This is a genomic window from Leifsonia sp. ALI-44-B (genome assembly GCF_001984125.1).
GTDB lineage: Bacteria > Actinomycetota > Actinomycetes > Actinomycetales > Microbacteriaceae > Okibacterium.
Genome location: NZ_MTQL01000007.1, coordinates 14,135 through 40,682, shown reverse-complemented (window position 1 = coordinate 40,682; position 26,548 = coordinate 14,135). Strand labels below are relative to the sequence as shown.

Genomic DNA, 26,548 nt, shown 5'->3' with positions numbered 1-26,548 from the left:
GTCTGTCTATGCCGAGCCGTCCGCTTTGACGAGCGCGAAGCAGCGGGTGAGGCGGTTGCGCCACCACTCGGTTCGCTCGGCATCCGCCTCGACCTGGCCGGCTGCCGCCTCGTCGACGGCGACGCGACGCGGTTCGAGCGCGCCGCCCACGGGCACGAGGGGGTTCGACGTGACGTCGTGCGAGAACAACGCCGCGGTTCCGAGCCCACAGTCATAATCGAGCTCGGGAAGCGCCGCCGCGAGAGCCGCGCCCATACCGATGCCGACCGACGTGTCGAGGGCGCTCGAGACGACCGCGGGCAGGCCGGCCTGAGCCACGATGTCGAGCGCGCGCGTGACGCCGCCCAACGGCTGCACCTTGACGATGAGGATGTCTGCAGCCCCCGCCCGTGCAACCCGCAACGGGTCGTCGGCCTTGCGCACGCTCTCGTCGGCGGCGATCGGGATGCCGGCGTACTTCACACGGCGCCGGATGTCGGCGAGCTCCTCGATGCTGGCGCAGGGCTGCTCAACATACTCCAGGTCGAACGTCGACAGCGCGTGGATGGCGTGCTCCGCCTCGTCGACGTTCCACCCCGCGTTGGCGTCGATGCGGATGCGTCCCTCTGGCCCCATGACTTCGCGCACGGCCCGCACGCGCGCGATGTCGTCGTCGAGGGTCTGGCCGCGCTCGGCGACCTTGACCTTGGCCGTGCGACACCCGTCATAGCGGGCGAGGACGCGCGCGACATCCTGGGCCGCTATGGCCGGAACCGTGGCGTTCACGGCGACCGACGTGCGGCGCGCAACGGGCAGCTCGCCCCAGCCGTATTCGAGGGCCGCTCGCAACCACAGGGCGCTCTCGGCGTCGTCGTACTCGACGAAGGGCGAGAACTCGGTCCAGCCGTTCGGGCCCTCGAAGAGCGCGGCCTCGCGCACCGTCACCCCGCGAAACCGCGTCGTCAGGGGCAGGGCAACCACGCGCAGGGTGGCCAACACATCTTCGAGGTTGGGCGTCATGGGTCCATTCTGTCGCGTGTCTAGACTGGCTGCATGAGCGTTTCCGAGATCTTCGACGAGAGCCAGTGGACCACCGTCGACGGGTTCGACACCCTCACCGACATCACCTACCACCACAGCCTCGACGGCCGCATCGCGCGCGTGGCCTTCAACCGGCCCGAGGTGCGCAACGCGTTCCGGCCGCACACGGTCGACGAGCTCTATCGCACGCTCGAAGACGCGCGGCTGAACTCGCGCATCGGCGTCGTGCTGCTGACCGGCAATGGCCCGAGCGCGAAAGACGGCGGCTGGGCGTTCTGCTCGGGCGGAGACCAGCGCATCCGCGGGCGCGACGGTTACAAATACTCCGACTCCGAGACGGCCGCGGGCGTCGATGCGGCGCGCGGCGGTCGGTTGCACATTCTCGAGGTGCAGCGCCTCATCCGCTTCATGCCCAAGGTCGTCATCGCGGTCGTGCCGGGCTGGGCGGCCGGTGGCGGGCACTCGCTGCACGTGGTCTGCGACCTCACCATCGCCAGCCGCGAGCACGGCAAGTTCAAGCAGACCGATGCGGATGTCGGTTCGTTCGACGCCGGCTACGGCAGCGCCTACTTCGCGCGGCAGATCGGGCAGAAGTTCGCGCGCGAGATCTTCTTCCTCGCCGAAGAGTACTCGGCCGAGCGCGCGTATCAGATGGGTGCCGTGAACGCCGTGGTTCCGCACGAGGAGCTCGAGGTCGAAGCCATCCGCTGGGCGCGCACGATTCTCACGAAGTCGCCCACCGCCATCCGCATGCTCAAGTTCGCCTTCAACGCGGTCGACGACGGGATGGTTGGCCAACAGGTCTTCGCGGGCGAGGCGACGCGCCTGGCCTACGGCACCGACGAGGCCGTCGAGGGGCGGGACGCCTTTCTCGAGAAGCGGGCGCCCGACTGGGGTCCGTACCCGTGGCAGTACTGAGCCGTTTGCACACCGTGGCGGTGGCGGCATGACGAGACAGCTGCGGCGCGTGTCGGCCGCTGACCCGATGGCCGTCATGCAGGCTCTGCGGGGCGCGCTCGATCGGTCGGGGCCCGCCATTCTGCCGGTGGCTGCCACAAATGTGGCTGCGGCTGCGGCCGCATCTCAGCCTCCGGGTTCGTCTGCGTCTCGGTCAGCGGCGAGGTCGTCGTCGATCCCTTCCGTCAGGCCGACGCGCCCGTCGAACGTTCTCGGTGCCGAGGGGCAAGAGGTGCCGGACACCGTCCCCCAGTCGACCGCGCTCGTGATCGAGACGTCGGGTTCGACGGGCATCCCCAAGCGTGTGGTGCTCTCGGCCGACGCCGTGCTCGCGAGTGTCGCCGCCTCCGAGACCGTTCTCGGCGGGCCCGGGCAGTGGCTGCTCGCGTTGCCGACGCATTATGTCGCCGGGGTGCAGGTGCTCGCGCGGTCCCTCGCGGCCGGCACGACGCCCGAGGTGCTGCCGCCCGGGCCGTTCGACGCCAGGGCCTTCGCCGTCGCGACGTCGCGTCTCGACGGCGACCTGCGCTTCACCTCGCTCGTGCCGGCCCAGCTTCTCACCCTGGTCGATGCGGCAACCGATTCGCGCCGCGTGCGCCGCGCCCTGCAGAGCTACGACGCCATCCTGATCGGCGGTCAGCGCCTCGACGCCGTGCTCGCCGAGCGCGCCGATCGGCTGGGCGCACGCGTCGTGCGCACCTACGGGTCGAGTGAAACCGCGGGCGGCTGCGTCTATGACGGCGTCCCTCTGCCGGGCGCTCAGGCGAGGGTCGTTGAAGGCCAGATCGAACTCGCCGGCCCCATGCTCGCCGACGGCTATCTCGGCGACCCCGAGCGCACGGATGCGGCCTTCCACCGTGCCCCCGACGCGGAGGGCATCCTGCGGCGCTGGTACCGCACGGGCGACACCGGCACGGTCGATGCGGGCCAGGTCGCGGTGACCGGCCGCATCGACAACGTCATCATCTCGGGCGGCACGAACGTGTCCCTCGACCGCGTCGAGGAGGCCGTGCGCGCACTCGACGGCTTCGGCACGGCCATTGTCGTGGGCGTCCACGACGAGCGCTGGGGTCAGGTTCCCGTCATCGCCCTCTTCGCCGATGGCGGTGCCGATGCCGATGCCGATTCGGATGCTCGAGCCGCGGTCCGAGCGCACGTCGCGGCGCTCATCGGGGTCGCCGCCCAGCCGGCCGCGGTCGTGACGCTCGGCACGATGCCCACGTTGTCGTCGGGCAAACCCGACCGCCGCCGCATCCGCTCGCTCGTCGAAGGTGCCATCGCGCGCGCTCGGTGAACCGCCGACGCGACCAACGGTGCCCGCCCGATCGCGCTCGCCAGCCCCCGACGCACCGCGGTGAACCCGCCGGCATAGCCCGGTGTCGTAAACTCGCTCCGGACCCGAAGGAGACGGTAGTGGCGCCCAAGCAGCAACGACCCAAGCAGCAACGCATCGACGCGACGAGGTCGGTCGACCCCCGCAACGTCAACGGCCGCAACGCGGACGCCGACAAGACGGTGCGCACCAAGACCAGCGGGCGCGGCAAGAGCGGCAACCCCGCAGCGCGACGTTACGACGCCGTGAAGAAGGCCACACTGGCCGACTGGATCGACGGTTCGCGCGTGCGCACCCTGCCGCTGTCGATCTCGCCCGTCATCGTGGGAACCGGTGCCGCGATCGTGGCGAGCGAGCCGGGCGTCTACCATCCCGTGCGCGCGCTTCTGTGCCTCATCGTCTCGGTGGCCCTGCAGATCGGCGTGAACTTCGCCAACGACTACTCCGACGGCATCCGCGGCACCGACGACAACCGTGTCGGCCCGCAGCGCCTCGTCGGCAGCGGCAAAGCCTCGGCCAAGGCCGTGCTCACGGTTGCCCTCGTTTTCTTCGGCATCGCGGCCGTCGCCGGTCTCGTGCTCACGGTGGTCTCGGGCCTCTGGTGGCTGCTCATCGTCGGCGCCGCGGCCCTCGTCGCCGCCTGGTTCTACACGGGCGGCAAGCGCCCCTACGGCTACAACGCCCTCGGTGAGGTGTTCGTGTTCGTCTTCTTCGGACTCGTCGCCACGCTCGGCACCACGTTCGTGCAGGTCTACCAGCTCAACCAAGAGGCCTGGTTCGGTGCCATCGCGGTCGGGTTCATGGCCACGGCCGCCCTCGTCGTCAACAACCTGCGCGACATCGAACAAGACCGGATGTCGGGCAAGCGCACGCTCTCGGTGCTCATCGGCGCCACGGCCACGCGCGTGCTCTACATCGTGCTGATGCTCGTGCCGTTCGTCATCGCCGGCGTTCTCGCGCTCTTCTACCCGGCCGCGTGGTTCGCCATGTTCGTGTTGCTGGCCGCGCTGCCCGCGTGCATCATCACGGCGACCGCGCGCACGCCGCGCGAACTGATCCTCGTGCTGAAGCTCACCGGGGTGGCGCAGCTGTTCTACGCGATCGCCCTGTTTGTGGCTTTCTGGCTGTACAGCGGCGGTCAGTAAGAGGGTCGCAGCGACACCGCGTCACAACGCCGGCCGCGACGGGTGGTTGAGCCAGGCTCAGCGCTCGTTTGCGGCCGGTTTCGTGTCGGCGGGCGATGCGACGTCGGTGGCGGGGCGGTGCTCCGAGGCCGGGCGTGCGGCCGCGGCATCCGTGCTGTCGGTATGGATCGCGTCTTCGGCGTCTTCGTCATCGTGGGCGTGCGGCGAGGTCTTTCCCTCGTGGCGGCGCGCATAGAGCTCGCGCGACACCTGCTCGCGCTGTGGGCGCAGGAAGATGTAGGACAGGCTCACGCCGATGAGCGCTGCGAGCAGCGTGGCGATGAGCGGGTTGATCTGCATCAGCAGCAGCGCCGTCAGGGGCACGGCGAATGTGAGAAGCCGAAAGACCGTAAAGACGAGGACCGGGGAGATGCGTTTCACTCCACCAGTGTAAGTCGGGCCGCTGGGAGCCGCCGCCGTGGAGAAAAGGCTCAGACGCGCCGACTAACATGGGGGGATGGCACGCCTGCTGCTCGGACTCGTCGTCGTCGTCGTGGTCGCAACGATCTACGCGGTCATCGACTGCGCCATGCTCGCCCACGATCGAGTGCGAGGGTTGCCCAAACCGGCCTGGCTCGTCATCATCCTGGTGCTTCCCGTCGTGGGTGTCGTGCTGTGGTTCCTCATCGGGCGCGGCCGCCAGGCGCAGACGCGCACGCGTCAGCTTCCGCCCGACGACAACCCCGAATTCTTCGGCCGCTCCTCGTCGTCCGCGGCCGATCCCGATCAAGACGAGCGGATCCGCCGTCTCGAAGAAGAACTCGCGGCACTCGACTCCGAGGGTCCCGCTGACGGATCGTCTGGTCCCGCGGCTGCCGGCCCCTCCCGCGGATCGACAGGCGCCGGTTCGACAGGTGCACCCTCGTCCGGTGCATCCTCGACTCAGCCCACGGCTTCAGAACCCGAACCTGAGCCGGGCACCGGCGACGAGCCGACCGGCACCGACGACGGCACGGCCAAGCGCGGCAATTCCGACGACGAGCCCGGCGCAGGCCGAGCGGATGTCTGAGTCCTCGCCCAGCACCCGCTTCGCCGTTCGCCTCCTGGGCGAATACGTGCGCCTCGGCCTGCGTGATCTGGTGCTCTGCCCCGGATCGCGTTCCCAAGCGCTCGCCCTCGCGGCCGCCGAATACGAGCGCGCCGGCCTGCTGCACTTGCATGTGCGACTCGACGAACGGGTCGCCGGATTCCTCGCGCTGGGGCTGGCCGCCGAATCGGGCGTCCCGGCCGCCGTGGTCGTGACGAGCGGAACGGCCGTGGCCAACCTGCACCCCGCCGTGCTCGAGGCGCACCACAGCGGCGTGCCCATGCTGCTGCTCACGGCCGACCGACCGACCGAGCTGCGCGGCATCCGCTCGAATCAGACCACCCACCAGCCGGCCATTTTCGGCCGAGCCGCCCGCTTCACGACGGATGTGCCCGCTCCCGGTCCCGCTGCGGGCTTCCGCACCAACCCCAGCGACGAAGCGCTCGACCCGGCTGCGCTCGCGAGCGAGTCCTGGGCACACGCCGTCGGCACGACGAAGGGCGTCGCGGGCCCGGGCCCCGTGCACCTGAACCTCGCGTTCCGCGAACCGCTGTCCTCCGTCTCCGACGCCGAAGACGAGCTCGAACTCGAGCGCGTGCGCGCCCACCTCGACGCCCCGGCCTCCTCCGGCGACGCCGCGACGCAGAGCGACCGCCGCCGTCGCTCAACGCTGCTCGTCGAACGCGGGCCGCGCACCGTCGTCATCGCCGGCAACGCGGCTGGCCCTGCCGCCGAGGACGTCGCCCACGCGGGCGGGTGGCCGCTCATCGCGGAGGTCACGAGCGGCTCCCGCTTCGGCCGCAACCTGGTCGCCGGCTACCGCCCACTCCTCGACGACCCCGAGCTCGGCGGGCGCATCGAACGCGCCATCGTCTTCGGGCATCCCACGCTCTCCCGCCAGGTGCCGGCGCTGCTAAAACGAGCGGATGTCGAGACCATCGTCGTGGCCCCGCACGGTGCCGAAGCCTACGATCCCGGCCGAAACGCGCGCGTGGTCGGGCAGGTGTCGGTGACATCGGGCCCCGTCGACCGGGCGTGGCTCGGCGCTTGGGTGGTCGCATCCCGAGCCGTGCTCGCGGCGCAGGACGACGATGTCGCCCCCGACCTCGAGGCCGGGCACTCGCACGACCCCGCCCAGCGACTCGCGTTCGCCCAGGCCGAGTTCGCCGCGATTCGTCGCCCGCTCGACCGGCGCCTGCTCGTCGAAGCGGTGTGGCGCGCCACGTGGCCGCACGACCGACTCGTCTTCGGGGCATCCCGCCTCATCCGCGAGGCCGATCAGGTGCTCGGCGGCAAGAAGGTGCGCGTGCACGCCAACCGCGGGCTCGCCGGCATCGACGGCACCACGGCCACGGCCACGGGCATCGCGCTCGCCAGCCAGGCCGACGGGTCGCCCGGCGTCACGCGCGTTCTCGTCGGCGACCTCACGTTCCTGCACGACATCGGCGCGCTTTTGCCCGGCCACGACGAGCGGATGCCGCGCCTGCAGGTCATCGTCGGCAACGACGGCGGCGGCACCATCTTCGACGGACTCGAGGTGGCGGCCAGCGCCGCGCCCGAGGCCATGAGGCGCGTCCTCTACACACCGCAGCGCGTCGACATCCAGAAGCTCGCCGAGGGTTTCGGCTGGGGTTATGTGCGCGCGAAGACGCGTGCCGAGCTCGACCAGGCCCTGACCGCGCCCGTCGAGCGCCCGGTGGTCATCGAAGTTCCGCTCGACCGCTGACGGTCTGAGACGGTCGGTCGTCGACGATCGCGCAGGCGCCGAATCGGCACCGGGGCCGCATCCGTAGCCGCACCCGCACCCGCAGGCGCAGCCACAGTCGCACCCGTAGGCGCACCCGCCGGCAAACGATAATTCTGGGCCCGGCCGGCAAATGACAATCGCGGGCCCGGCCGAAGCCAGACCCGCGATTGGGGGTTTTCGTCGAGGGACGAAGGGTTAGCGTGCGTCGGTGAGCACGTATCCCTCTTCGCCGTGGACCGACGTGTCGATGCCCGCGATCTCGTCCTCGTTCTTCACCCGGAAGCCCATGGTCTTCTGGATGACGAAGCCGATCAGGTAGGCGAGGACGAAGGAGTAGATCATGACCGAGAAGGCCGCGATGGCCTGCACGAGCAGCTGAGCTCCGTTGCCACCCATGAAGAGGCCGGTGTTGTTGGCGAAGAAGCCGAGGTACAGCGTTCCGATGAGACCACCGACGAGGTGGATGCCGACCACGTCGAGCGAGTCGTCGAAGCCGAGCTTGAACTTCAGCTCGACGGCCAAGGCACAGACGGCACCGGCGACGAGGCCGAGGACGATGGCCCACACGGGGTGGAGCGAGGCGCAGGCCGGAGTGATGGCGACCAGACCCGCGACGGCACCGGAGGCGGCACCGACCGAGGTGGGCTTGCCGTCCTTGACCTTCTCGACGATCAACCAGGCGAGGAGAGCGGCCGACGGGGCGGCGATGGTGTTGACGAAGGCCAGGGCGGCGGTGCCGTCGGCGGCGAGTTCCGAACCGGCGTTGAAGCCGAACCATCCGAACCAGAGCAGACCGGCGCCGAGGAGGACGAACGGCGGGTTGTGAGGCACGTTCGCGCCCTTCTGGAATCCGACGCGACGTCCGAGGACGAGGGCGAGGGCCAGGGCGGCGGCACCGGCGTTGATGTGAACCGCGGTTCCACCGGCGAAGTCGATGGCACCGACCCCGAAGACATCCTGCAGGCCGTGCGTGATCCAACCGCCGTAGGCGAAGCTGCCGTCTTCGGCGAGGCCGAAGTTGAAGACCCAGCTGGCGACCGGGAAGTAGACGACGGTCGCCCAGACACCGGCGAACACCATCCAGCTGCCGAACTTGGCGCGGTCGGCGATGGCGCCCGAGACGAGGGCGACCGTGATGATGGCGAACGTCGCCTGGAAGGCCACGAAGGCGAGCGGCGGGTAGGCCGCGCCCTCAGGCGTTTCGAGCAGGCTGTTCAGTCCGAGAGCCGATCCGTCGATGGCCCAGGGGAACAGTGTTCCCTCGGCACCCGGGAAGGCGATGGCGTAGCCGTAGAGAACCCACAGCACACCGATGAGACCCATCGAGCCGAAGCTCAGCATCATCATGCTGATGACGCTCTTCGCCTTGACGAGACCACCGTAGAAGAATGCCAACCCCGGCGTCATGAGAAGCACGAGGGCGGCGGCGATCAACAAGAACGCCGTATTACCTTGATCCATTGAGAAAACCCCATTCGCTCGCACGCGCTGCTTATCGCGTGGTCACATCCTGCTGGAGCTTTGTTTCCGCCCGTGGCGTGGGCGTGTTTCGCCCAGGTAAACAGATTTTCGGCTGACAAACTCGTCTATCCGAACGCTTCGACGATGGGACGGAACTTCATCTTGGTCTCGGTGAGCTCTTTCATCGGGTCGCTCTCGGCCACGATTCCGCAGCCCGCATAGGCCGTGATGTCGCCCGTGGGGCTGATCTGGGCGCAGCGCAACGCGATGGCCCATTCGCCGTCGCCCGCCGCGTCGACCCAGCCGACGGGGCCGGCGTACCGCCCGCGGTCGAAGGGTTCGAGTTCGTCGATGAGCGCCAGGGCGGCGTCGGTGGGGAAACCCGCGACGGCCGCGGTGGGGTGCAGGGCGGCGATGAGGTCGAGCGAGGTCGCACGGTCGGTGAGGGGGCCCGCGACATCCGTGGCCAGGTGCCAGAGGTTCGGCAGCTTCAGGGCGAAGGGCAGCTCGCTCCAGGTGAGGTGCGGCGAATGCGGGCGCAGGGCCGCAACCACGCTCTGCACCGCGAAGGCGTGCTCGTCGTTGTCTTTCACACTGGTGACGAGGGATGTCGCGGCCTCGGCATCGCTGTCGGCATCCCGCCCGCGTGACATGGTGCCGGCCAGCACGCGCGCCGAGACCGTGCGATTGGAGACCCCGACGAGCGTTTCGGGGCTCGAGCCGATGAGGCCGTCGACCGAATACGTCCAGCAATCGGGATAGCCCATGGCCAGATCGACGAGAACGCGGCGGATGTCTGAGCCCTCCGGCAGATGCCCGACGAGGTTGCGCGCCAGCACCACCTTGCCCACGTCCCCCCGCACGATGCGCTGGATGGCGGTCTCGACGTCGGCGCGGAACGCCCCCGGATCTTCGTCGCCCGGCAGGAGCGAGATGCGGTATTCGTCGCCGAAGGCGCGCGGCTCGAGGCGGGGGAGCGGCCGATCGTCGCCCGCAACGGTGATCTTCGTGACCCAGAAGCGCCCGTCGCGCTTGCCGAGGATGATGCGCGGAACGATGAGCACGCTCTTCTCGGCCGACGAAGCGGAGAAGGCAAAGGCGCCGAACGCCACGAGACCCGTGCCGGGCAGCTCGACCGGATTGGTCACCGTGGCCGCATCGACGAGCTCGCGCCAGGCCGCCGCGGCGTCTTGCATGCGCGTGGGGCCCTCGAACTCGAGGCGCACCGCTTCGCCGATGCCGACGAGCCCCTGCCCCTTGCGCATCCACAGCAGTGGTCGCTCGGGATCGCTGAGCGGGATGATTTGTTTCAGGTCGGAGATCTCGATGGTCTCGACGCTTAGAACCCGGGTCTCGGTATCGGTCACACCCACAGCCTACGCCCCGGAAACCCGGCCTAGGATGGGGGGATGAACAAGGCAGACCTCTCGAAAAAGCCCGCGCAAGTCTCCGCGATGTTCGACGAGGTCGCTGCGAAATACGATCGCACCAACAACATCCTGTCGGCCGGCAACGCGTTGCTCTGGCGTGTGGCCACGGTCAAGGCGCTCGACCCGCACCCGGGCGACAAGGTGCTCGACCTCGCGGCCGGCACGGGCACGTCGAGCGCGGCCATCGCGCACGAGGGCGCCACGGTCGTCGCGGCCGACTTCTCGCCCGGCATGATCGCTGTCGGCCAGAAGAAATACGGTCACCTCAACCGCGTCTCGTTCGTCGAGGCCGACGCCACCGAGCTGCCCTTCGCTGACGACGAGTTCGACTCGACCACCATCTCCTTCGGGCTGCGCAATGTGGTGCGCCCGCGCCGGGCCCTCGAAGAGATGCTGCGCGTCACGCGCCCCGGCGGTCGCATCGTCATCTGCGAATTCTCGACGCCCGCCAACCCGGCCATGCGCACGGCCTACGACCTCTACCTCAACAAGGTCATGCCGGCGCTCACCAAGGTCGTCTCCTCCAACCCGGCGTCCTATGAATACCTGAACGACTCCATCCACGCCTGGCCCAACCAGCGCACGCTGGCCTCGTGGCTGCGCGAGGCGGGGTGGGCCGATGTGCACTACCGCAACCTCACGGGCGGCATCGTCGCACTGCACCGCGCGACCAAGCCTTTTCCTGCCGCCGAGTAACCCGCGGGTGCGGCCATCGACCGGCACCCACCATCCCACCCGCAATGGATAGGCTAGAGCTGTGAATCCGAGCGCCACCCGTCGAGGCAGCCGTCTGACCAGTCAGCTGGGCCTGACCGAACGCATTTTCGCGTCCCCGGGCACGAAACACCTGATCGCGTCGATCGATGACGGGCTCGACCGCATCGAAGAGGGGCTCATGCGCGAGCTGGGCTTCGCCGACAGCGTCGCCGATGCCACCACGCGCTACCTGCTCGAGGCGGGCGGCAAACGCGTGCGCCCCATGCTCACGCTGCTCACGGCGCAGCTGGGCGACGGCGTCACCGACGAGGTCATCACGGCCGCCGAGGCCATCGAGATCACCCACATCGCCTCGCTCTACCACGACGACGTCATGGACGACGCCGACAAACGCCGCGGGGTGCCGAGTGCGCACGCCGTCTTCGGCAACTCGGTCGCCATCCTCACGGGAGACCTGCTCTTCGCCCGCGCCAGCCAGCTCATGGCCTCGCTCGGCGAACGCGCCATCCTGCTGCAGGCCGACACCTTCGAGCGGCTCGTGCTCGGTCAGCTGCACGAGACCGTCGGCGTGCAGCCGGGTGACGACCCCGAGGCCCACTACATCCAGGTGCTGGCCGACAAGACCGGTTCGCTCATCGCGACGGCCGCGCGCGCCGGCGTCTCGTTCTCGCACGCCCCCGAAGAATACGAGCCGGCCATGGTCGAATACGGCGAGAAGGTGGGCATCGCCTTCCAGCTCGTCGACGACGTCATCGACCTGTCGCCGCAGCCCGAGGAGACCGGCAAGGTGCCCGGCACCGATCTTCGCGCCGGTGTCGTCACGCTGCCGCTCATCTACCTGCGCCGCCAGGCCGAGACCGACCCGCAGGCCGCCGCGCTGCTCAGCCGGATCGAGGCGGATGTGACGGGTATCGATGCATCCCGGGTCGATGTCGCCGACGGTGACGCCGCCGCGTCCGATGACTTCCACGCCGCCATCGCCGAGCTGCGCCAACACGACGTCACGAAGCGCACGCTCGCCGAAGCCCATCGCTGGGCGGACGAAGCCGTGGCCGCACTCGACGTGCTGCCGAAGGGCCCCGTGAAAGAGGCGCTCGTGCGCTTCGCGGGCACCATCGTCGACCGCAGCCACTAACGACTCCCCACCACACGAACTAAGGAAACAACATGACCAAGCTCAGGCTGGCCATCGTCGGTGCCGGACCGGCCGGAATCTACGCCGCCGACATCCTGCTCAAATCCGAACGCAAATTCGACGTCTCGATCGACCTGTTCGAGCAGCTGCCGGCGCCCTACGGGCTCGTGCGCTACGGCGTCGCGCCCGACCACCCGCGCATCAAGGGCATCATCACGGCCCTGCGCGACGTGCTCGACCGCGGCGACATCCGCATCTTCGGCAACGTGCACTTCGGCACCGATATCACGCTCGACGATCTGAAGAAGCACTACAACGCCGTCATCTTCTCGACGGGCGCCGTGCGCGACGCCGACCTCGACATCCCGGGCATCGACCTCGACGGCTCCTACGGCGCCGCCGACTTCGTCAGCTGGTTCGACGGCCACCCCGATGTGCCGCGCACCTGGCCGCTCGAGGCCGAGAGCGTGGCCGTGATCGGCAACGGCAACGTGGCGCTCGATGTGTCGCGCATCCTGGCCAAGCACGCCGAAGATCTGCTGCCGACCGAGATCCCCGCCAACGTCTACGAGGGACTCAAGCAGTCGCCCGTTACCGATGTGCACGTCTTCGGGCGCCGCGGTCCCGCGCAGGTCAAGTTCACGCCGCTCGAGCTGCGCGAGCTGGGCGAGCTGCGTGATGTCGACATGATCGTCTACGACGAAGACTTCGACTACGACGAGGCATCCAAGATCGCCGTCGCCAGCAACAAGCAGGTCATGGTCATCGACCGCGTGCTGCAGAAGTGGCGCGAACGCGAGACCGGCCAGGCATCCCGCCGCCTGCACCTGCACTTCTTCGCCAAACCGCTCGAGGTCGTGGGCGACGAGAACGGCAAGGTCCAGGCCTTCCGTTACGAGCGCACGCGGCCCGACGGTCAGGGCGGCGTCGAGGGCACGGGCGAGATCCGCGAGGTTCCGATCCAGGCGATCTACCGCGCGGTCGGATACTTCGGTTCGCCCATCGACGGCGTTCCCTTCGACGACAAGCACGGCGTCATCCCCAACCACGAGGGCAAGGTGCTGTCGGGCGACGACAACGACCTGCTGCACGGCGTCTACGCCACGGGCTGGATCAAGCGCGGACCTGTCGGCCTCATCGGTCACACGAAGTCCGACGCCATGGAGACGGTTTCGCACGTCATCAACGACCAGGCCAGCTGGTGGAGCCCCGAGGACCCGTCCGAGGAGAGCATCCCCGCCCTGCTGACCGAGCGCGGCGTGCGCTTCACCGACCTCGACGGTTGGCACAACCTCGACCAGCACGAGATGGCTTTGGGCGAGGCCGAGGGTCGCGTGCGCGTGAAGGTCGTCGCCCGCGGCGAGATGGTCAACGTCTCGCGCGGCGAAAACGAGCCCCTGACCGACAGCGATATCAACGGTCCCGCGCCCAAGCACGCCTCTGCCACGCCCGCCGACGCGTCGCCGAAGAGCGACGACGGCCAGGGTCCGCGCCACGCGGCGCCGCAGGCCGGTGCCGGCGACTCGGCTTTCGAGGGTGGGTCCGAGCCCGCGAAGCCCACGGCTAGCCAGCCGGTGTCGCTCTCAGATCTCGACTGATCGGCAGAAGAGCCTGATCTTCACAGAGGCCTGATCTCCAGATAAGGCTGAGCGTCAGACATGCCCCCACCCCTAAGGTGGGGGCATGTCTGTTTGTGTGCGGGGGAGCGACGACACCACGGATGGGGTGAGCTGACGTCATGGCCGGTGCAGCGTGGCGCCCCGACATCCTGGGGCCCGGTTTCGAGCAGCTCACGCTGCCGCTCGGCACGGACGCCGAGGGCGAGGTCGTGGCCACCCTCGTGCGCTACAAGCCCGGGCCCGACTTCGGCCTGCACGACCGGCCGGCCCGGCGCACCGACGTGCTCTACGTGCACGGGTGGTCGGACTACTTCTTCCAGACCGAGCTCGCACACTATTGGCACCGCATGGGCGCCGATTTCTACGCCATCGACCTGCGCAAGTACGGGCGCAGCTTGCGCGACGGCCAGACCCCGGGTTTCGTCGACAACCTCACCACCTATGACGAGGACCTCGAGGCGGCGCTCCGCGTGATCGGGCAGGGCGAGGCCGACCACCCGTCGCGATCGCTCATTCTGATGGGGCATTCGACGGGCGGGCTGACGCTGAGCCTGTGGGCCGACCGCCATCCGGGACGCGCCGAGGCGGTCGTGTTGAACTCGCCGTGGCTCGAATTTCAGGCGCGCGGTTTCGGCCGTGAGGTGTTCACGCCGCTCATCGGCATCGGCGCGCGCGTCGACCCGTTGCGGGTGCTTCCGAACGTGGACCTCGGCTATTACACCCGCAGCGTGCTGAAGGCCAAGGGCGGCGATTGGGAGTACAACCTCGACTGGCGCCCCGAGCGCGGTTTTCCCGTGCGACCCGCGTGGCTGAACGCCGTGCTCGCCGGGCACGCGCGCGTAGCGATGGGGTTGTCGATCGACGCGGCGGTGTTCACGATGGTGTCGGCGCGGTCGGCCATCGCGCCCGTGTGGTCGGAGGCCATGCGCTCGAGCGACATCGTGCTGAACGTGGACGATATCGCCATGCGCGCCCTGAAACTGGCGCCCACCGTGACCATTGCACGCATCGAGGGCGCGCTACACGACATCCTGCTCTCGCGGGCGGATGTGCGGCGCGACGCCTACGCGCGAATGACGCGGTTCGTGCGGGGACTCGCCCGCTAGGACGCCTCGCGCTCTAAGGCACCTCGGCCGAGGTGAGGGCCAACCACAGTTCGGCGCGCGCGGCGAACGAGTCGAGCGACGTCGACGTGAGCTGCTCGACCTGGCGGATGCGCGCCTTGAGCGTGTGGCGATGCATCCCGAGTTCGGCCGCGGCCCTCTCCCACTGTCCGTTGCTCTCGAGCCAAACGCGGGATGCCTCAATCAAACCGGTCTGGAACCGGGCATCATGCTCGCGCACCGGGCCGATGAGCGCCTCGGCCACAGCGCGCAGACGCTCGGCGTCTAGGGCCGAGCGCATACCGTTCTGCACGAGGTCGTCGAAGCGCACGAGTTGGCCGGCCCCGGCGCGGGCGCAGGCGAGCTGCGCGTGCTCGGCGGCCTCGGGAAGTTCCGAGAGGGTGACCGGCCGCGAGAGCCCCACGGCGGCCGCGCGCGATCGGGCGCGTCCGGCAAGGGCCGTGACGCGAGCGGGCGATCCGCAGAGGAGAAGGCCGTCGGCGGTGCGGGATGCGAAGACCAGGCCGTCTGTGCTCGCCGACGTGGTGTCGCGCAGCAGCACCTCAGTCTCGGAGGCTGCCTGGCGCAGGCGTGCGATCTGCAGCGGTTCGTCGGGGAACGGGTTTCCCGTGTCGTGGGCGAGGCGGGCTGCCGTCTCGGGGGCGCCGCGCAGGGCCTCGTCCAGGAGCGCGGCTCTGAGGGCGATGCCGTCCCGGGCGCGGCTGCGGTCGTGTTCGAGCGCCAGACCGAGGAGGGCCACGACGCCCGTGATGACTGATTGTGCGGCGCGGTCGAGGGAGGCGTTCGTGGGGGAGGTGACGGCGAGGACTCCGAGGAGTTCGCCCGCGCGGCCGATGGTTTGCAGGGTGGCGTGTTCGCCGGTGGCCGAGCCAGCCGAGCCGACGGCGATGGACGAGCTGGCGCGCTGGCCACGGTCGAGCAGTCGCGCCGCTTCAGAGCCGACGACGTCTCGCGCGACCATTCCTCGGGTGACCTCGCCGCGAGCGCGTGCCTCTCGGGCGCCCGCATCTCGTGCGCCGGCTGTCGCAACCGCGGCCGGGGCCGCCTGCGACTCGCGCACCGAGGCATCCGCGCCGATGAGGAAGACCGGATGCCCGAGCTGACGGTGGAGCTCGCCCAACACCGCCTCGATCGGGCGGGGTCGCAGGGCCGCGAGCGACAGCGCCCGCTGCGCCTGCCGCGCCCAGTCGTCGCGCTCGTGGGCATCGCGGTCGAGTAGGTCCGCGACGGCGCGCACCACCGCGATGAACGGCGTGCGGTAGGGCACCTCGAAGAGGGGGAGGGCCGAGGCACGGCAGGCGGCGACGAGCTCCGCGGGGGTTCCGGCGCGGATGACCTCGGTGCCGAAACCGAGGCCGCGCACACCGCGGCGCACGAGGCGTTGCACGTAGTCGGAGAAGTCGGGCTCGGAGGCATCCGCGAATTGGGTGCCCGTCGTGAGCACCACCTGACCCTCGGCGAGGAACGGCGTGGGATCGAGCAGATCAGAACCGTGCACCCAGTCGATGCCGCGGTCGAGGGCACCCGGGCCGCCCGGCTCGACGAGGGTCAGCTGCAGGTCGGGGGCGTCGAGAACGTTACGCAGGGCCGGTCGCATGCTGCCACCCTAACCGCGAGGTGCCATTCCGTCGAAAAGTGAGCGGATGTTTCGACACACCGGCAGTCGAGGCATCCGCCCACCGTCCCTAACATGGCGTGAACGGCAGCATCGCCGACAGCCGCGTTCTGAACGCCCTGCGAAGGAGGATCTTATGACCCTGACCGCCCCCGCCATCGGTGGAGAAACCCTCGCGCAGGAACGCCGCATCGTCACGAGCATCCCCGGCCCGCGCTCGATCGAGCTCATGGAGCGCAAGAAACAGGCCGTGCCCACGGCCGTCGGAACCACCATGCCCGTCTTCGCCCAGGCGGCCGGCGGCGGAGTGGTCGTTGATGTCGACGGAAACTCGTTCATCGACCTCGGTTCGGGCATCGCCGTCACGGGTGTCGGCAACTCGGCTCGCCGCGTGGTCGAGGCCGTGCAGGCCCAGGTGGCCGCGTTCACGCACACGTGCTTCATGATCACGCCCTACGACAGCTACGTCGAGGTGGCCGAGGCGCTCAACCGCCTGACCCCCGGCGGCCACGAGAAGCGCACGGCCCTCTTCAACTCGGGCGCCGAGGCCGTCGAGAACGCCATCAAGGTGGCGCGCAGCCACACCAAGAAGCAGGCCGTCGTCGCGTTCGACCACGCCTACCATGGCCGCACCAACCTGACCATGGCCCTGACCGCCAAGTCCATGCCCTACAAGAGCGGTTTCGGCCCCTTCGCCTCCGAGATCTACCGGGCCCCGCTGTCCTACCCCTTCCGCGACGGCGGCCTGAGTGGTGCGGATGCCGCGGCGCGCGCCATCCAGCTCATCGAGAAGCAGATCGGCGCCGACAACCTGGCGGCCATCATCATCGAACCCATCCAGGGCGAGGGCGGTTTCATCGTGCCCGCCGAAGGATTCCTGCCCGCGCTCGTCGAGTGGGCCCGCGCCAACGGCGTCGTCTTCATCGCCGACGAGGTGCAGACCGGTTTCGCGCGCACGGGCGCCATGTTCGCGAGCGAGCACGAGGGCATCGTGCCCGACCTGGTCGTAACCGCTAAGGGCATCGCGGGCGGTCTGCCCCTCTCGGCCGTCACGGGCCGCGCCGAGATCATGGAGTCCACGCACGCGGGCGGCCTCGGCGGAACCTACGGCGGCAACCCGCTCGCCTGCGCCGCCGCGCTCGCCGCCATCGAAACCTACGAGGAAGACAACCTCGTCGAACGCGCCGCGGCCATCGGCGAGCTCATCACCGGCCGGTTCCGCGAGCGTCAGGCGCACGACACCCGCATCGGGGATGTCCGGGGCCGCGGCGCCATGATCGCCGTCGAGTTCGTGAAACCGGGCACCACCGAACCGGATGCGGCGCTCACGCAGGCCGTCGCGAAAGCCGCCCACGCCGAGGGAGTCATCGTGCTGACGTGCGGAACGTTCGGCAACGTCATCCGCTTCTTGCCCCCGCTGACGATCGATGACACGCTTCTGAACGAGGGCATCGACGTCGTCTTGGCGGCACTCGACGCCCAGGCATCGACCGAGAACACGCAGGAGGCCCGCGCATGACCGCCGCCCAGAACGCATCATCCACCCCGCGTCCCGTCGACGAGGCGACGCTTCTCGCCTCCCTGCCCTCCGGTCTCTTCATCGGCGGCGAGTGGCGGGATGCCTCGGGCGGCGCCACGTTCGACGTCGCCGACCCCGCGACCGGCCGTACCATCGCCACGATCGCGGATGCCTCACCCGAGGACGGCATCACGGCCCTCGACGCTGCGGTCGACGCCGCCGCCGAGTGGGCCGCAACGGCACCGCGCGTGCGCGCCGAGATCTTGCGCCGCGCCTTCGACCTGCTGCAGGAGAGCAAGCTCGAGATCGCCACGCTCATGACGCTCGAGATGGGCAAACCGTTCGCCGAATCGCTCGGTGAGGTGGCCTATGGCGGCGAATTCCTGCGCTGGTTCTCGGAGGAGGCCGTGCGCATCACGGGGCGTTACGGCGTCAACCCCGAGGGCACCGGCCGCACGATCGTGTCGCAGCATCCGGTCGGCCCCTGCTACCTCATCACGCCCTGGAACTTCCCGCTCGCCATGGCCACGCGCAAGATCGCGCCAGCGCTCGCCGCCGGCTGCACCGTGGTCGTCAAACCGGCCGAACTCACGCCGCTCACGACGCTGTTCTTCGCGCAGCTGCTGACGGATGCCGGGCTCCCCGCCGGTGTGCTCAACGTGGTCACGACCACGCACTCGGGCCCCGTCTCGGAACCCATCATCAGTGACCCCCGCCTGCGCAAGCTGAGCTTCACGGGCTCGACGGCCGTTGGCAAGAAGCTCATCGCGCAGGCCGCCGAGAACGTGCTGCGCACCTCGATGGAGCTGGGCGGCAACGCACCCTTCGTGATCTTCGACGACGCCGATCTCGACAAGGCCGTAGACGGCGCAATGCTCGCCAAGTTCCGCAACATCGGCCAGGCCTGCACGGCGGCCAACCGCTTCATCGTGCAGCGCGGCATCGCCGACGAGTTCGCCCGCCGCGTCACCGAACGCGTCGAGCAGCTGCGCGTCGGCCGCGGCACCGAAGAGGGCGTCACGATCGGCCCCCTCATCAACGAGTCCGCGGTCGAGAAGGCCCGCACCCTCACCGACGACGCCGTCACGCGCGGCGCGCAGGTGCTCACGGGCGGTTCGGCCATCGACGGCGACGGCACCTTCTTCGCCCCGACCGTCATCACCGAGGTGCCGACGGGAAGCGACATCCTGCGCGAAGAAATCTTCGGACCCGTGCTCGCCATCATCCCGTTCGACGACGAAGAGGATGCCGTGCGCCTCGCGAACGACACCGAATACGGCCTCGTCGCCTACGTCTTCACCGAGAACCTCGCGCGCGGACAGCGCATGATCGAGCGGCTCGACACGGGCATGATGGGACTCAACGTGGGCGTCGTCTCGAACGCGTCGGCACCCTTCGGCGGCGTCAAGCAGTCGGGCATCGGCCGAGAGGGTGGCCTCGAGGGCATCCACGAATACCTGAGCACCAAGTACACGATGACGCCGAACCCGTAAGAGCGCACCGCGACACGTACCGCGCACACGCACCGAGCACACCGAGCACCACGACCGCACGGAAGGAACCCCGATGGCCGACACGACCACCACCCGGGACATGCTGCAGAACTACATCGGCGGCCGATTCGTCGACCCCACCGGTGAGAAGATCATCGACGTCGTGAACCCCGCGACCGAGGACGTCGTGGCTCGCTATCCCGTGTCGACGGCCGCCGACGTGGATGCCGCGTTCCAAACCGCGCACGCCGCCTTCCGCACGTGGCGCCGCACGACGCCGGGGGAGCGCCAGAGCGCCCTGCTCGCGCTCGCTGACGCCATCGAGCAGAACGCCGACGAGATCGTCGAAGCGCAGTTTCGCAACACGGGTCAGCCGCGCGAGGCCATCAAGGTCGAAGAGGTCATCACGGGCGCCGACCACCTGCGCTTCTTCGCGGGCGCCGCGCGCACCCTCGAGGGCAAGTCCGCGGGCGAATACCTGGCCGGTCACACCTCGTTCGTGCGCCGCGAACCCCTCGGCGTCGTGGCCCAGGTCACGCCCTGGAACTACCCGTTCATGATGCTCATCTGGAAGATCGCGCCCGCGCTCGCCGCCGGCAATACGGTCGTGCTGAAGCCATCCGACACGACGCCCGAGTCGACGCTCGTGCTCGCGCGCCTGAGCCACGGCATCCTGCCCGACGGTGTGCTCAACTTCGTGCTCGGCGACGCCTCGACCGGTCAGGCCATGACTGAACACCCCACGCCCCAGCTCGTCGCCATCACGGGTTCGGTGCGCGCCGGCATGGCCGTCGCCGCCTCGGCCGCCCCTCAACTGCACCGCGTGCACCTCGAACTCGGCGGCAAGGCGCCCGCCGTGGTCTTCGGTGACGTGGATGTCGCAGCCACCGCCGAAGCGATCGCCGGTGCCGCGTACTTCAACGCCGGCCAGGACTGCACGGCCGTGACCCGCGTGCTCGTGCACGAGAGCATCCACGACGCCTTCGTCGAAGCCCTCGTCGCGGCCGCCGAAGCGAGCAAGACGGGGGATGCCGAGGACCCCGACGCCCTCTACGGCCCCCTCAACAACAAGACGCACTTCGACAAGGTCACGAGCGTCATCGACGGGCTGCCCGCCCACGCGACCATCGCGACGGGCGGCACGCGCGTGGGCGACCGCGGCTACTTCTTCGCACCCACCGTGATCACGGGCGTGAATCAGGACGACGAGTGTGTGCAGGAGGAGACCTTCGGCCCCGTGCTCACGGTGCAGTCGTTCGCCGACGAGGCCGAGGCCGTCGAGAAGGCCAACGACGTGCGGTACGCGCTCGCCTCGAGCGTCTGGACGAAGGACCACGGCACGGCCATGCGGGTGTCGCGCGACCTCGACTTCGGCGCCGTGTGGATCAACACCCACATCCTGCTGACTCCCGAGATGCCGCACGGCGGCTTCAAGATGTCGGGCTATGGCAAGGACCTGTCGTCCTACGGACTCGAGGATTACACGCGGATCAAGCACGTGATGTCGGCCATCGACGACGTGTGAGGCATCCGCTCGCCCGCTTGCTCCGCCCCTGAACACCACACCCGAACCCGAACCGCGGCCCCGCCGCCCCCAGAAACGAGACAAGCTATGACCCACATCGAACGCGATGTCGTGATCGTCGGCGCCGGAGCATCCGGTCTGACCGCCGCCAACAAGCTGCGCGAGGCCGGGCTCAGCGTGGCCGTGCTCGAGGCGCGGGACCGCGTCGGCGGCCGGCTCTGGACCCGCGAGATCGACGGCGCTCTGCTCGAGATCGGCGGCCAGTGGGTCTCGCCCGACCAGCACGCGCTCATCGAGACGGTCGAGGAGCTCGGCCTCGAGACCTACTCGCGCTACCGCGAGGGCGACAGCGTCTACATCGGCCCGAGTGGCGAGCTGACGCATTTCACGGGTGAGATGTTCCCCGTGTCGGCCGAGACCGAGGCCGAGATGGAGCGCCTCATCACGCTCATCGACGGCATCGTCGCGGAGGTGGGCCCGCACCGCCCGTGGGAGCACCCGCGCGCGGCCGAATGGGACCAGGTGACCTGGGCCGAGTGGCTCGAGCAGCAGACCGACGACGTCGAGGCCCGCGACAACATCGCGCTCTTCATCGCCGAGGCCATGCTCACCAAACCGTCCTACGCCTTCTCGGCGCTGCAGGCGTTCCTCATGGCGGCGTCGGCCGGCAGCTTCAGCAACCTCGTCGACGCCGACTTCATCCTCGACAAGCGCGTCGTCGGCGGCCTGCAGCGGGTTCCCATCGAGCTTGCCCGCCGCCTGGGCGACGGCGTGTTCCTCGGCCAGCCGGTCCGCCGCATCGACTACACGGATGCCGGAGCCACGGTCACGGCCGACGGCATGACGGTCTCGGCGAAACACGTCATCGTGGCCGTTCCCCCGAACCTCTACTCGCGCATCGACTTCCAGCCGCCGCTGCCCCGCGTGCAGCAGCAGATGCACCAGCACCTGTCGCTCGGCCTCGTCATCAAGGTGCACGCCGTCTACGAGACCCCCTTCTGGCGCGAAGCCGGCCTGTCGGGCACCGCCTTCAGCCCGTACGAGATCGCCCACGAGGCGTACGACAACTCGAACTACGACGACCCGCGAGGAACCCTCGTGGCCTTCGTCTCGGATGTGAAGGCCGATCGCCTCTTCACCCTGAGCCCCGAGGATCGTCAGAAAGAGATCCTCACTTCTCTGTCTCACTACTACGGGCCCGAGACGTTGAACCCCGTCGTCTACTTCGAGAGCGACTGGGCCGTCGAGGAATGGACGCGCGGTGCGTATGCCGCGAGCTACGACATGGGCGGCCTGCACCGTTACGGCGCCTACCAGCTCGAACCCGTCGGGCCGATCCACTGGTCGTGCAGCGATATCGCCGCCGAGGGCTACCAGCACGTGGATGGCGCCATCCGCCGCGGTCGCGACACGGCCGACGAGATCATCGGGGCGCGCGGCCTCTGACCGGCGCCCACACGGCGCGCACGTCCCATCCGGATGTGCGCGCTGCCCGGCCGTACCCGCATGATCCCGCGGTATACGAGCCGAAATACAGAATTAACGTCACCAATCCCGTGACTCTGCTTCACTAGTCCCACCCGTCACCCGCACCACCAGACGCCCGGCAACGCCGCCGGTATCCGAACCACTCGCCGACCCGAAAGCCGAGGATCGTTTGCGTTACGTCATTGGTTACACCGATACACCGACCGGCAGGGATGCGCTCGCCCTGGGCATCCGCCTCGCCCGGTCCTACGGGGGCAGCCTGCACCTCGTCATCGTGCTGGGCAGCGAGTCGAAGCCCACGCTCACGCCCACCGACCCGGGCTACGAACGCTTTCTGCAGGACACGGCAGCGGGATGGCTGGCCGAGGCCGAGGCATCCCTGCCCGACGATATCGAACACGACTCGCACATCGTCTACGCCGACTCCTTCTCCGAGGGCCTGCTCGGCGCCTCGCGCGACCTGCTCGCCTCGATGATCGTCATCGGGGCCGCGCGCGGGGGACTGCTCGGCCGCTTCGCGCTCGGCACCGTGGCCAGCGACCTGCTGCACAGTGCCAAGGTGCCCGTCGCGCTCGCGCCCGAGGGTGCCCGCCGCGTGGGGAATGCACCGCTCAGCCGCATCACGTGCGCCATCGGCACGCGCGCCGGCGCCGACGCCCTGCTCGACGGAGCCCTGCTCTTCGCGCGCCGCGGCGACTCGCCCCTGCGTCTGCTCTCGCTCGTAGCCATCGACCAGCCGGGCGGATCGGCCGACCGCGCCGCCGTCGATCGGGCGCGCGAACACGCGACGGCCGTGGTCGAACAGGCTCGCACGTATCTGCCCGACGACCTCGTGCCGGAGGCCGTCATCGCCACGGGCGACCGCATCGAAGACGCCGTCCAGTCGATCGACTGGGACCCCGCCGAGATCGTGTTCGTCGGCTCGAGCCGACTCGCGCGCCCGCAACACCTCTTCCTCGGCTCGACCGCAGCGAAAATCCTGCGCGAGCTTCCCGTTCCGATGGTCGTCGTTCCCCGCGACTCCGTCCTCACTCTCGGAGAGTGACATTGTGACCACGCACAAATCGGGCGCCGAGGCGTCTGCCGAAGCATCCTCGACCGCCTCGTCGGGCGGCATCTCGAAGAAGGGCCTGAGCGCCGGATCGGTGGGCCTCATCGGCGCCATCGTCATCGGCATCTCGTGCATTGCGCCCGCCTACACGCTGACGGCGGCCCTCGGCCCCACGGTGTCGGAGGTCGGGGTGCAGGTGCCCGCCATCATCATCGTGGGTTTCATCCCCATGCTGCTGGTGGCCTTCGGCTATCGCGAACTCAACCGCGCCATGCCCGACTCGGGCACGTCGTTCACCTGGGCAACGCGCGCGTTCGGGCCCTGGATCGGCTGGATGGCGGGCTGGGGCCTCATCGCCGCCACCATCCTCGTGCTGTCCAACCTGGCCGGCATCGCGGTGGACTTCTTCTATCTGATGCTGTCGCAGATCTTCAGCAACCCGTCGATCGCCGACCTGACGCTCAACCCGATCATCAACGTCGTGACGTGTCTCGCGTTCATGGCCGGCGCCACGATCATCTCCTATCGCGACATGCAGACCACGCAGAAGCTGCAGTACGTGCTCGTGGGCTTCCAGCTGTTCGTGTTGCTGCTCTTCGGTGTGGCGGCCATCGTGCACATGTCGTCGGGCAGCGCCTTCGACCTGACGCCCGTCAGCTGGGAGTGGTTCAACCCGTTCGAGGTCGCCTCCTTCGGTGCCTTCGCCGCAGGTCTCTCGCTGTCGATTTTCATCTTCTGGGGCTGGGATGTCACGCTCACCATGTCCGAAGAGACCAAGGGTTCGCGCTCGACGCCCGGTCGCGCCGCAACGCTGACGGTCATCATTGTCGTGATCCTTTACCTGTTCGTCTCGGTCACGTCGATCGGTTTCGCGGGCGTCGGCACGGGGGAGTACGGCCTCGGCAACGAAGAGATCCAGGGCAATGTGTTCTTCGCGCTGGCGGGGCCCATCCTCGGGCCGTTCGCCGTGCTCGTGTCGATCGCCGTGCTCTCGTCCTCGGCCGCGTCTCTGCAGTCGACCTTCGTCTCTCCCGCCCGCACGCTGCTCGCCATGGGCCACTACGGCGCCCTGCCCGCGCGCTTTGCCCAGGTGAGCCCGCGGTTCTTCACGCCCGGTTTCGCCACCATCGTCTCGGCGATCGCGGCGTCGGCCTTCTACGCCGTCATGCGATTCATCAGTGAGGATGTCTTGTGGGACACCATCACGGCCCTCGGCATGATGATCTGCTTCTACTACGGCATCACGGCTTTCGCGAGCGTCTGGTACTTCCGCAAGCAGCTGTTCAAGTCCGCGCACAACGTGTTCTTCCAGCTGCTGTTCCCGCTCATCGGCGGCCTCATCCTCACCGTGCTGTTCTTCACGACCGTGATCGACAGCATGGACCCCGAGTATGGCTCGGGCTCCAACATCGCGGGCGTCGGCCTGGTCTTCATCCTCGGCATGACCGTGCTGGGGCTCGGCGTGATCATCATGATCGTCCAGGCCGTGCGCAACCCGGGCTTCTTCCGCGGCGAGAGCCTGCGCCGAGGGGCATCGGATGGCACCGAGGAAGAGGTGGATGCCGCAACCGCCGCTTAGGCGCCTCGCCGCCCGGCCGGTTCTCGGTTGTGCCGGGTGGCGCTGCGCCCGGCCGGAGGCTCGCCGGCTGCCCTATGCCCGGCTGAACGCCTCGATCGGAGCATCCCTCAGCACATCCCGCGTGGGCGAGACGCTGGCCAGAACGGTCAGTGCGAGCCCGGCTACGACGGTGCCAACGAGGAACAGGGGCGGCACGACGGGGACGACGAGGCCGATGTCACGGATCGAGCCGAGAAGCGATTGAGTGCCGATCCATCCGAAAGTGAAGCCCATGACGAGCCCCGTCAGGGTTGCGGCAATGCTCAGCCGCGCGCTCTCGGACACGATCGACCCCGCGACGCCCGCACGCGTCTGGCCGAGCACGCGCATGAGGGCGATCTCGCGCGACCGCAGGCGCGTGCTGAGGCTCACGGCATTGGCCAGGCCGATGGCCGCGATGACGACCGTGAAGCTGATGAGGGCGAGCACGACCACGAGCACCATGCCGATGATCGAGTACGCGTCGCCCTCGGACTCCGAGCCCGCGTAGGCACGCGTGAGGGTGGCCTCGAACGAGGCAGAAGCGACGACGAACATCGTGACGACGGCCACGCTGATGGTCACGCCGAGTGCCGCGCGTGAGGTGCGGAGCGGATGGCGTTGCAGGCTCTCGGCCGCCCTCTTCGCGCCGAACGTGCGCGGCAGCAGCAGGTTGACCAGCCGAAGCACGAACGGGATGGTCCAGGATGCCGAGCCGATGAACCCGATCACGGTCACGGTGCCCGCCACGAGGCCCAGGAGCGAGGCGAGCGGCGTGATGACGCCGAGTGCGGCAGCACCGAGCAGGAGCATGACGCCTATTGCGAGCGTGATGAGCCCGGCGAGCGGCGTGCGCGAGCGTGCCTCGGATTCGTCCGATCCGCCGATAGCGGCCACGCCGAGCGCCTGGATGGGTTGCACGTCGATCACTCCGCGCGAACCGCGCCAGGCGGCCCACCAGGTGCACAGCACGATGAGGGCGAGGGGCACGGCGATGAGCGGCGTGAGTGAGTTGCCGGCGGCATCCGCGTCGAGCAGCAGCTCTTGGTTGTCGGCGGCGAAACGGATGGCGGCCACGCTGATGGCGATGCCGAGGAGGCCGCCGAGTACGGCGCCCGTGAGGCCCGTGCCGAGGCCGTCGGCGGCGATGCGGCGACGCTCGGTGCGCGCCTCCGATCCGAGCAGGCGGCGCAGGGCGATGTCCCGAACGCGGCTGGCCGTCACGATGCTGTAGGTGTTCGAGATGACGACCGTCGAGACGACCACCGAGATGACGAGGAACGCGAAGGCCAGAATGGCGAGCACGACGATGACCGAGGGGTTGTCACCGAACACGCTGGCGAGCACCCCGTTGGCGGCCGCCGTGGTGAGGGTGAGCAGCAGCACGGCGTAGCAGGCACTGAGCGTCACCACCGTGAGGCTGACGAGGCGGCCGGGCTGACGCAGGGCAAAGGCGAGAGAGCGAACTTTATTCACAGCTCAACGCTAGGGATGCCACATCCGCTC

At 69.0% G+C, this 26,548-nt stretch carries 21 protein-coding genes; 15 read left to right on the top strand and 6 right to left on the bottom strand.

The annotated features are described in order from the left end of the window. Nucleotides 1-6 precede the first annotated feature (6 nt). Nucleotides 7-999 carry an o-succinylbenzoate synthase gene (locus tag ALI44B_RS07095; RefSeq protein WP_077054074.1) on the bottom strand — a complete coding sequence of 331 codons (993 nt, stop codon included), beginning with the start codon at nt 997-999 and terminating at the stop codon, nt 7-9. A gap of 33 nt (nt 1,000-1,032) precedes the next feature. Between ALI44B_RS07095 and ALI44B_RS07090 the strand changes: the two genes are divergently transcribed. The 3 genes from ALI44B_RS07090 (at nt 1,033) to ALI44B_RS07080 (ending at nt 4,455) form a co-directional block, all read left to right on the top strand. Beyond that, nucleotides 1,033-1,938, top strand: a complete 906-nt coding sequence (locus ALI44B_RS07090) for a 1,4-dihydroxy-2-naphthoyl-CoA synthase (RefSeq protein WP_077054073.1) — start codon at nt 1,033-1,035, stop codon at nt 1,936-1,938. A 28-nt stretch (nt 1,939-1,966) separates the two neighbouring features. Then, the gene (locus ALI44B_RS07085; protein ID WP_353615669.1) at nt 1,967-3,271 is read left to right on the top strand and encodes an AMP-binding protein; all 1,305 of its coding nucleotides are present in this window, start codon (nt 1,967-1,969) and stop codon (nt 3,269-3,271) included. Nucleotides 3,272-3,492: 221 nt separating this feature from the next. After that, nucleotides 3,493-4,455: a 1,4-dihydroxy-2-naphthoate polyprenyltransferase gene (locus ALI44B_RS07080; RefSeq protein ID WP_077055419.1), complete on the top strand. Its 963-nt coding sequence runs from the start codon at nt 3,493-3,495 to the stop codon at nt 4,453-4,455. A 57-nt stretch (nt 4,456-4,512) separates the two neighbouring features. On the opposite strand, the gene ALI44B_RS07075 is transcribed toward ALI44B_RS07080, so the two are convergent. After that, nucleotides 4,513-4,875, bottom strand: coding sequence for a DUF4229 domain-containing protein (locus ALI44B_RS07075; RefSeq protein WP_077054072.1), 363 nt, complete (start codon nt 4,873-4,875; stop codon nt 4,513-4,515). Between the two features lie 76 nt (nt 4,876-4,951). Here ALI44B_RS07075 and ALI44B_RS15875 point away from each other — a divergent pair, with 76 nt between their 5' ends. Then, nucleotides 4,952-5,503 carry a PLDc N-terminal domain-containing protein gene (locus ALI44B_RS15875; protein WP_077054071.1) on the top strand — a complete coding sequence of 184 codons (552 nt, stop codon included), beginning with the start codon at nt 4,952-4,954 and terminating at the stop codon, nt 5,501-5,503. Continuing rightward, nucleotides 5,496-7,247 carry a 2-succinyl-5-enolpyruvyl-6-hydroxy-3-cyclohexene-1-carboxylic-acid synthase gene (gene menD, locus ALI44B_RS07065; protein ID WP_077054070.1) on the top strand — a complete coding sequence of 584 codons (1,752 nt, stop codon included), beginning with the start codon at nt 5,496-5,498 and terminating at the stop codon, nt 7,245-7,247. Before ALI44B_RS15875 ends, menD begins: the two co-directional genes overlap by 8 nt. A gap of 216 nt (nt 7,248-7,463) precedes the next feature. Here the strand turns inward: menD and ALI44B_RS07060 are convergent, their stop codons facing one another. Further along, nucleotides 7,464-8,729 carry an ammonium transporter gene (locus ALI44B_RS07060; protein ID WP_077054069.1) on the bottom strand — a complete coding sequence of 422 codons (1,266 nt, stop codon included), beginning with the start codon at nt 8,727-8,729 and terminating at the stop codon, nt 7,464-7,466. 125 nt (nt 8,730-8,854) lie between these two features. After that, on the bottom strand, nt 8,855-10,096 hold the full coding sequence (locus tag ALI44B_RS07055) for an isochorismate synthase (RefSeq protein ID WP_077054068.1): 1,242 nt from the start codon (nt 10,094-10,096) through the stop codon (nt 8,855-8,857). 42 nt (nt 10,097-10,138) lie between these two features. On the opposite strand from ALI44B_RS07055, the gene ALI44B_RS07050 reads away from it, so the two are divergent. The 4 genes from ALI44B_RS07050 (at nt 10,139) to ALI44B_RS07035 (ending at nt 14,736) form a co-directional block, all read left to right on the top strand. Continuing rightward, nucleotides 10,139-10,855 (top strand): demethylmenaquinone methyltransferase, encoded by a 717-nt coding sequence (locus tag ALI44B_RS07050; protein WP_077054067.1) that lies wholly within the window; start codon nt 10,139-10,141, stop codon nt 10,853-10,855. Between the two features lie 61 nt (nt 10,856-10,916). Beyond that, on the top strand, nt 10,917-12,011 hold the full coding sequence (locus ALI44B_RS07045) for a polyprenyl synthetase family protein (RefSeq protein WP_077054066.1): 1,095 nt from the start codon (nt 10,917-10,919) through the stop codon (nt 12,009-12,011). Nucleotides 12,012-12,043: 32 nt separating this feature from the next. After that, nucleotides 12,044-13,609, top strand: a complete 1,566-nt coding sequence (locus ALI44B_RS07040) for an FAD-dependent oxidoreductase (RefSeq protein WP_238592149.1) — start codon at nt 12,044-12,046, stop codon at nt 13,607-13,609. A gap of 140 nt (nt 13,610-13,749) precedes the next feature. Beyond that, nucleotides 13,750-14,736, top strand: a complete 987-nt coding sequence (locus tag ALI44B_RS07035; RefSeq protein WP_077054065.1) for an alpha/beta hydrolase — start codon at nt 13,750-13,752, stop codon at nt 14,734-14,736. 13 nt (nt 14,737-14,749) lie between these two features. Here ALI44B_RS07035 and ALI44B_RS07030 read toward each other — a convergent pair whose 3' ends face one another. After that, nucleotides 14,750-16,351 (bottom strand): PucR family transcriptional regulator, encoded by a 1,602-nt coding sequence (locus tag ALI44B_RS07030; RefSeq protein ID WP_077054064.1) that lies wholly within the window; start codon nt 16,349-16,351, stop codon nt 14,750-14,752. 154 nt (nt 16,352-16,505) lie between these two features. Here ALI44B_RS07030 and gabT point away from each other — a divergent pair, with 154 nt between their 5' ends. The 6 genes from gabT (at nt 16,506) to ALI44B_RS07000 (ending at nt 25,024) form a co-directional block, all read left to right on the top strand. Continuing rightward, nucleotides 16,506-17,888, top strand: a complete 1,383-nt coding sequence (gabT, locus tag ALI44B_RS07025) for a 4-aminobutyrate--2-oxoglutarate transaminase (RefSeq protein ID WP_077054063.1) — start codon at nt 16,506-16,508, stop codon at nt 17,886-17,888. Next, nucleotides 17,885-19,381, top strand: coding sequence for an NAD-dependent succinate-semialdehyde dehydrogenase (locus ALI44B_RS07020; RefSeq protein ID WP_077054062.1), 1,497 nt, complete (start codon nt 17,885-17,887; stop codon nt 19,379-19,381). Before gabT ends, ALI44B_RS07020 begins: the two co-directional genes overlap by 4 nt. Nucleotides 19,382-19,454: 73 nt before the next feature. Beyond that, nucleotides 19,455-20,906 carry a gamma-aminobutyraldehyde dehydrogenase gene (locus ALI44B_RS07015; RefSeq protein WP_083709709.1) on the top strand — a complete coding sequence of 484 codons (1,452 nt, stop codon included), beginning with the start codon at nt 19,455-19,457 and terminating at the stop codon, nt 20,904-20,906. A gap of 87 nt (nt 20,907-20,993) precedes the next feature. Further along, nucleotides 20,994-22,352 (top strand): flavin monoamine oxidase family protein, encoded by a 1,359-nt coding sequence (locus tag ALI44B_RS07010; RefSeq protein ID WP_077054061.1) that lies wholly within the window; start codon nt 20,994-20,996, stop codon nt 22,350-22,352. Nucleotides 22,353-22,563: 211 nt separating this feature from the next. Beyond that, nucleotides 22,564-23,439 (top strand): universal stress protein, encoded by an 876-nt coding sequence (locus ALI44B_RS07005; protein ID WP_077054060.1) that lies wholly within the window; start codon nt 22,564-22,566, stop codon nt 23,437-23,439. Nucleotides 23,440-23,443: 4 nt separating this feature from the next. Then, nucleotides 23,444-25,024, top strand: a complete 1,581-nt coding sequence (locus ALI44B_RS07000) for an APC family permease (RefSeq protein WP_077054059.1) — start codon at nt 23,444-23,446, stop codon at nt 25,022-25,024. A 72-nt stretch (nt 25,025-25,096) separates the two neighbouring features. Here ALI44B_RS07000 and ALI44B_RS06995 read toward each other — a convergent pair whose 3' ends face one another. Further along, entirely contained in the window at nt 25,097-26,518 is a 1,422-nt protein-coding gene (locus ALI44B_RS06995) for an FtsX-like permease family protein (RefSeq protein ID WP_077054058.1), read from the bottom strand. Nucleotides 26,519-26,548 lie beyond the last annotated feature (30 nt).

Bases quoted from the DNA above. Each gene is read 5' to 3' on its own strand.
- ALI44B_RS07095 (WP_077054074.1), bottom strand. From the start codon at position 999: ATGACGCCCAACCTCGAAGATGTGTTGGCCACCCTGCGCGTGGTTGCC.
- ALI44B_RS07085 (WP_353615669.1), top strand. From the start codon at position 1,967: ATGACGAGACAGCTGCGGCGCGTGTCGGCCGCTGACCCGATGGCCGTC.
- ALI44B_RS07030 (WP_077054064.1), bottom strand. From the start codon at position 16,351: ATGCGACCGGCCCTGCGTAACGTTCTCGACGCCCCCGACCTGCAGCTG.
- gabT (WP_077054063.1), top strand. From the start codon at position 16,506: ATGACCCTGACCGCCCCCGCCATCGGTGGAGAAACCCTCGCGCAGGAA.
- ALI44B_RS07090 (WP_077054073.1), top strand. From the start codon at position 1,033: ATGAGCGTTTCCGAGATCTTCGACGAGAGCCAGTGGACCACCGTCGAC.
- ALI44B_RS07010 (WP_077054061.1), top strand. From the start codon at position 20,994: ATGACCCACATCGAACGCGATGTCGTGATCGTCGGCGCCGGAGCATCC.
- ALI44B_RS07015 (WP_083709709.1), top strand. From the start codon at position 19,455: ATGGCCGACACGACCACCACCCGGGACATGCTGCAGAACTACATCGGC.
- ALI44B_RS07050 (WP_077054067.1), top strand. From the start codon at position 10,139: ATGAACAAGGCAGACCTCTCGAAAAAGCCCGCGCAAGTCTCCGCGATG.
- ALI44B_RS15875 (WP_077054071.1), top strand. From the start codon at position 4,952: ATGGCACGCCTGCTGCTCGGACTCGTCGTCGTCGTCGTGGTCGCAACG.
- ALI44B_RS07060 (WP_077054069.1), bottom strand. From the start codon at position 8,729: ATGGATCAAGGTAATACGGCGTTCTTGTTGATCGCCGCCGCCCTCGTG.
- ALI44B_RS07020 (WP_077054062.1), top strand. From the start codon at position 17,885: ATGACCGCCGCCCAGAACGCATCATCCACCCCGCGTCCCGTCGACGAG.
- menD (WP_077054070.1), top strand. From the start codon at position 5,496: ATGTCTGAGTCCTCGCCCAGCACCCGCTTCGCCGTTCGCCTCCTGGGC.
- ALI44B_RS07035 (WP_077054065.1), top strand. From the start codon at position 13,750: ATGGCCGGTGCAGCGTGGCGCCCCGACATCCTGGGGCCCGGTTTCGAG.
- ALI44B_RS07040 (WP_238592149.1), top strand. From the start codon at position 12,044: ATGACCAAGCTCAGGCTGGCCATCGTCGGTGCCGGACCGGCCGGAATC.